At 55.9% G+C, this 5,438-nt stretch carries 6 protein-coding genes and 1 pseudogene; all 7 read left to right on the top strand.

Annotation, left to right across the window (positions count from 1 at the left end):
* Positions 1-340 (top strand): annotated as a pseudogene (locus ACF8AM_RS01340) (flagellar biosynthetic protein FliP); the annotation flags it as partial.
* 6 nt (positions 341-346) lie between these two features.
* Positions 347-613 carry a flagellar biosynthesis protein FliQ gene (gene fliQ / locus ACF8AM_RS01335; protein ID WP_392553903.1) on the top strand — a complete coding sequence of 89 codons (267 nt, stop codon included), beginning with the start codon at positions 347-349 and terminating at the stop codon, positions 611-613.
* Positions 614-615: 2 nt separating this feature from the next.
* Positions 616-1,410 (top strand): flagellar biosynthetic protein FliR, encoded by a 795-nt coding sequence (locus ACF8AM_RS01330; RefSeq protein WP_392553902.1) that lies wholly within the window; start codon positions 616-618, stop codon positions 1,408-1,410.
* Positions 1,403-2,485 (top strand): flagellar biosynthesis protein FlhB, encoded by a 1,083-nt coding sequence (locus tag ACF8AM_RS01325; protein ID WP_392553901.1) that lies wholly within the window; start codon positions 1,403-1,405, stop codon positions 2,483-2,485. The genes ACF8AM_RS01330 and ACF8AM_RS01325 overlap by 8 nt, the downstream gene beginning before the upstream one ends.
* Before the next feature lie 5 nt (positions 2,486-2,490).
* Positions 2,491-3,192, top strand: a complete 702-nt coding sequence (locus tag ACF8AM_RS01320; RefSeq protein ID WP_392553900.1) for a DUF2461 domain-containing protein — start codon at positions 2,491-2,493, stop codon at positions 3,190-3,192.
* A gap of 152 nt (positions 3,193-3,344) precedes the next feature.
* Positions 3,345-3,839, top strand: a complete 495-nt coding sequence (locus ACF8AM_RS01315) for a hypothetical protein (RefSeq protein ID WP_392553899.1) — start codon at positions 3,345-3,347, stop codon at positions 3,837-3,839.
* 91 nt (positions 3,840-3,930) lie between these two features.
* Positions 3,931-5,271, top strand: a complete 1,341-nt coding sequence (locus ACF8AM_RS01310; RefSeq protein ID WP_392553898.1) for a hypothetical protein — start codon at positions 3,931-3,933, stop codon at positions 5,269-5,271.
* The last annotated feature ends 167 nt before the right edge of the window (positions 5,272-5,438 follow it).

The raw sequence follows: 5,438 nt of genomic DNA, 5'->3' as shown, positions 1-5,438 counted from the left end.
AATTCGGGAAGCTCGCAACGAAGACGACGTGGTGTTGTTCTATGGATACATGGACCCCGACGCGGTCGTGCCCAGCACGTTTGATGATGTGCCTCTGCGAGTCCTCCTGCCCGCGTTTATCTTGAGCGAACTGAAAACGTCGTTCTTGATGGGCTTTCAAATTTACTTGCCGTTTTTGATTGTCGACCTTGTCGTCGCCAGCGTCACGATTTCGATGGGGATGCTGATGTTGCCCCCTGCTGTGATCGCGTTGCCGTTCAAACTGCTGCTTTTTGTGTTGGTGGATGGTTGGCGACTGGTGGTTGAGATGTTGATGAACAGTTTCGGAACGATGGGATAACGCAACGTGTTTGAATCTTCCGATGCAATTGATTTGGTCCGTGAGGCCTTGTTGGCCGCCGTCGTTTTGGCGTTGCCGATGTTGGCGGTCGGCATGTTGGCTGGGTTGGTGATTGGATTGATCCAAGCACTCACGCAGATCCAAGATCAAACGGTTTCGTTTGTTCCTAAGATCATGGCGATGGCCGCGGTGTTGATCGCTTGTTTGCCGTGGTTGATGTCACGGATGGTCGAATTCACTCGGCAAGTCTTTGAAGACGCGGGCGGTTTGTAGCGATGCAGGCCTTTGTCGATTTGATTTTCGACCATCTCGTTCTCGGCACCTTGGTGCTGACGCGTCTGGGGATGCTGTTGATGGCAATGCCCGCGATTGGTGTGGGCGTGCCCAAACGCATTCGAGCTTTGTTGGCGTTGGTCCTGACCGCGCTTCTGATGCCGACTTTGGCGGCCCAGTGCGATCATCCTTCGATGCCAACGATCGAAAACCTGCCCGAATTGGCTGTCGCAATTGGCCGCGAAGCATTGATTGGAATGTTGATCGGCGCGACGACTCAAATGGTCATCACTGGTTTGCAATTGGCTGGGGAAGCCATCACCAGCACCGGCGGGATGCAGCTTGGTGATTCGGTCGACCCCACCACTTCCAGCAGCATGCCAGCGCTTGCGAGAATGGTTGGCATGATGGTCACGACGGTGATGCTGATCACGGGAGCCCACCGGTTGGTGCTGAGGTTGTTGGTCGAAAGTTTTCAACACGTCCCACCGGGCAACGTTGAGTTCACCGATTCGATGATGGAAGCGGTGATCGTGGTGATGGGCAACTCAATGGCCAGCGGAATTCGCGTTGCTGGGCCGGTGATCGCCGCGTTGTTGCTTTCGAACCTGGTGACTGGTTTGATCAGTCGCACGTTGCCGCAGATCAATGTGTTGGCGATTGGATTGTCGATCAACGCGCTGGCGATGTTGGTGGTCACGGCGCTGACGATTGGTTCGGTCGCTTGGATGTTCCAAGATGACTTGACGGCGAACGTCGAGCGATTGTCCTCGATTTGGACGACGCCTGATGTCTGATTCCGGTGGAGATAAGAAGCATTCAGCGTCAGAACGCAAACGCAGGCAGGCTCGCGAAAAAGGCCAGATCGCGAAAAGCCAAGACCTGACGTCGGCGACTCTGCTGCTGGCTGCGATCTGGATACTTTATGCCATCGGTGGAAACATGGCGGGGTATTTGGCGGGAGGCATCGAGCAGGCTCTCGGCGAAACCAAGTTGGCTCCCATGACCAACCAAGACGCCACGCAGTACATTTTGCAAATCGCTCAACGTTTGGCGATGGCCGCGGTGCCGATGATGGTGTTGATGTTCATCGGCGGCGTGTTGATCAACATCTTTCAGTCCGGTTTGTTGTTGTCGACTGAAAAGTTGATGCCCAAGCTGAGCAACATCAGTCCGCTGTCTGGGGCCAAGCGGATTTTGTCGCTGCAGGGGCTCATGCGGTTGGTGTTTGGGATGTTCAAAGTCGGCATCATCGGCGGCATCGCTTTTCTGGCTCTGCGTGCTTACCACGGGGACGTGATCTCCATGGCGTCGTTGTCGGTGCCGCAATTGGCCAAATCGATGTTTGACACTTTGTTTGGTGTGTCGTTGTGGATCGGCGTGGGGCTGTTTGTTCTTGCGCTGATCGAATACGTCTACCAGTGGTGGAAGACAGAACAAGACTTGATGATGACGGACCAAGAAGTTCGCGATGAAATGAAGGACACGGAGGCCGATCCTCAAGTCGCCGCGCGTCGCCGACAAGTCGCCCGTCAGTTGGCGATGGGACAATTGGGAACAGAAGTCCCCAAGGCCGACGTGGTGGCCAGCAACCCAACCGAATTGGCGATCGCGATCAAGTACGATCCATTGACGATGCCGGCACCGATTGTGGTCGCCAAAGGGGCGGGCATGATCGCTCAGCGAATTCGGCGATTGGCATTGGAAAACAGCATTCCGGTGGTGGAACGAAAAGAACTTGCTCAGGCACTTTACAAGTTGGTCGACGTCGGCCAGGAAGTCCCGGCGGAGCAATACCAGGCAGTGGCGGAAATCTTGCGTTACGTCTATCAAATGCAAGGCAAGAAAGTTCCTCAAGCAACCGCGGCCTGATCCTCATGACGTCTCCGATCCAACCCGAGTTGTTCCATTTCCTGGAAGACCTCACTGACAACAACAACCGAGAATGGTTTGCTGAGAACAAATCGCGGTACGAAGAACAAGTTCGTCAGCCGGCTCTCGAATTGATTCGGCAACTTGCGGTCCCGTTGAAACGGTCTGCGCCGATGCTGCGTGTGATCGATAAAACGCAAGGCGGGTCGTTGATGCGGATCTATCGAGACACCCGATTCAGCAAAGACAAAACGCCCTACAAAACCAACGTGGGAATCTCGCTGCGTCACGACGCGTGCTTCACGGGAACGGTGTCCGATGACATCCATGCTCCCGGCGGGTACGTGCATTTATCGGCGGAGGAATGCTTTGTCGGGATGGGGGCTTGGCGGCCTCAGCGTGAGTCGTTGGCAGCGATTCGGGCTGCTATCGCGGACGATCCCAAAGCATGGCGGAGGGCACGCGATGCCAAATCATTTCGCACGTCTTTTGAGCTGGGCGGGGATCGTTTGAAGACATCGCCGCGGGATTACGATCGCGATCATCCGATGATCGAGGATTTGCGTCGGATCGATTTCATCGGAATCGCGAAGGTGTCGCCCAAAGAGATCACCGCCGGAAATGCCGTGGCCCGGATCGTCCAGTTGATTCGCGACGCCCGACCGTTCATGCGTTTTCTATGTGATGCAGTCGACGTGCCTTATTGAATCGACGTGCCCTATTGAAACCGTTTTGTCACGCTTTTTGTGATGGTGAATCCCAAACTGGGGTTGCGACGGTTCGTTCGGAAAAGCGATAGCTGAACCAACGTTGAATTTCTGAATCGTTGTTCTGAATTGTTGTACGTGGAGCGTTCTCAATGCCCCGTTTTGAAATGTCGCCTTTTTCGCGTCGACTCGCATTTTGTGTTTGTTTGCTCGTTGGTAGCCAGTGCTTGGCCGCTTCGTCTGCCTCGGCTCAAGGAGCGGAGCCGGGAGCGTTGTCCAAAGTGGCATCGACGCTGAACCCAGCGAACTGGAAGATGCCCTCGCTGCCGAAGACACCCAGTTTCAGGATGCCATCCTTCCTCGTTCCTGAAGCCGATCAGAATCGGATTGTGGAACGCAAAAACGGCTTGATGACGGATGTGAAGAACACCGCGTCAGCGTCATGGCAACGGACCAAAGAAACATTCAATCCGGCTCGTTTGAATCCGATGAATATGTTCGCTGGAACAGGAACCGAGTCGACTGCGACGAAGCAATCTGACTCACCCGGATTCTTCAGTTCCTTGTTCGGAGCCCCCAAAGCTGAAACAGGCCCAGAAGAACGGGTCGCCAACGTCAACGACTTTTTAGGCCTCGAACGTCCCTGAGAATTCCTTTCTTGCGTGTCGAGGGAGCGTCGAGGATGATGGAGGGGACGGTTTGGAATTGGTCCTCTTCTCTTACTGAAAATGATTTCTGATGGCACTGCCTCCTTGGACGGTGGATTTATTGCGACGTGGTGTGGCGGATTTGGCTCGGCAAGCAACCGATCCTGAAACCGCTCAAAACCTCAAGGACCAAGCCAGCAAATTGGTCGAGGAACTGCCTCGCGTGGCTCGTGAAAAAGTGGATTCCATTCTCAAGCAAGCGGAAGCCGGCGTGGGCCCATTTCGTGATGCATGGGCTGGCGTGGCATCCTTTCAACGTCCGCAATCTCTGATCAATGGATCGGGGAATCTGACGCACGAACGCGGAAGCGGTGTGGCAGTCGATTCGGCGGTGATGGCTGCTGCGGCGCCGTACTTGATGGGCGATTGCATTCTGCCTCAGAATCAACGCAGCACCCAACCGGTCGAGCGTTTTTTGTCGGACGCCAGTGGGACCGAGGTTCAGGTGCTGGTGGTCAATTCGTTTGACGCGGGGTTGAGTCTGATCGGTCAATGCGGTCGACGCTCGGGACGCATCCTGGTGCCGCGGTGTTGCGCGGTTCCTTTGCAAGCGGGCCGTTCCACTTGTTTGGCGGATGAACTTCAAGGGTGGACCGGCGGATCGGTTCGCGAATTGGGGACCGCGGAAGGATTCACAGAAGCCGATTTGGTTGGCGCGATGAGCGGGTGCCCCGGTCGATCATTTGGTGGCCAACGAACAACCACGTTGGTGCGATTGCCGAGAACATCCTGCACGCTCGATGTCGAAACGCGACGCAAGCACGGTGTTGCTGAAGTCGTGGTGGCACCGTTGGTGCGACTGATTGGCAAATCATCGGAAGGCTGCTGCAGTGCGGCGGAGCTGATCAAAGCAGGTGCCGACGGTGTTCTGATGGGCGGCGGTGTGCTGACCGGAACGCCCCACATAGGCATCTTGATCGGACGCACCGAATGGATGAAAGCCTGGGAGGAAGACCCACGCATCGCGATGCTGCAAGCTCCGGAAGTGTTGGTTGCGATGTTGAACGCGGCCGCGCTGTTGGCGTGTGACGATGGTTTGCCGGTGGACCGTTTGGTTTCCGCCAGCGAAAGCAATTTGCAGGATCGTGCCGAACGCCTGGCGACTCAGTTGTCTGGTTTGGACGGCGTGACATCGGCCACCGTCACCCAGGAACCGGCAACAACGCCACTGGGAGCCGGCAAGTTGCCGTCGCGTCAGGTGTTGGTGCGAGTCAACACGGCCAGCCCCGCGGTCATCGTCGAGCGATTGACCAAGGGCGAAACCTGCTTGATAGCGAACGTTTCCGATGACGGTGTCGCGATCGATTTGCGGTGGATCGATCCGGATCAACAGGCCCAGATTGCGCAACTCTTCGCTGCCGCGATCCACTGAGTTCGTGGACTCAGTGGCAGTCCATGTTCAACAGCATCTTGCGAAAACGCTCAGATCAATCCGCTGAGCGTTCTCAGTGAAAGTGCGACGACGACCGCCAGTCCGATCCAGGCCAACACTTTAATCGGCCAGGCAACTTCGCTGCGTTCGAGTGTGTGCAGTTGCCA

This window comes from Rhodopirellula sp. JB055 (genome assembly GCF_043100905.1).
GTDB lineage: Bacteria > Planctomycetota > Planctomycetia > Pirellulales > Pirellulaceae > Rhodopirellula.
Note: the sequence above shows the minus strand (reverse complement) of the source record. Positions and strands in the feature narration are given on the sequence as shown.

Excerpts from the sequence above, each read along its gene's own strand:
- ACF8AM_RS01330 (WP_392553902.1), top strand. The coding sequence starts at position 616 with ATGCAGGCCTTTGTCGATTTGATTTTCGACCATCTCGTTCTCGGCACC.
- ACF8AM_RS01325 (WP_392553901.1), top strand. The coding sequence starts at position 1,403 with ATGTCTGATTCCGGTGGAGATAAGAAGCATTCAGCGTCAGAACGCAAA.
- ACF8AM_RS01320 (WP_392553900.1), top strand. The coding sequence starts at position 2,491 with ATGACGTCTCCGATCCAACCCGAGTTGTTCCATTTCCTGGAAGACCTC.
- ACF8AM_RS01315 (WP_392553899.1), top strand. The coding sequence starts at position 3,345 with ATGCCCCGTTTTGAAATGTCGCCTTTTTCGCGTCGACTCGCATTTTGT.
- ACF8AM_RS01310 (WP_392553898.1), top strand. The coding sequence starts at position 3,931 with ATGGCACTGCCTCCTTGGACGGTGGATTTATTGCGACGTGGTGTGGCG.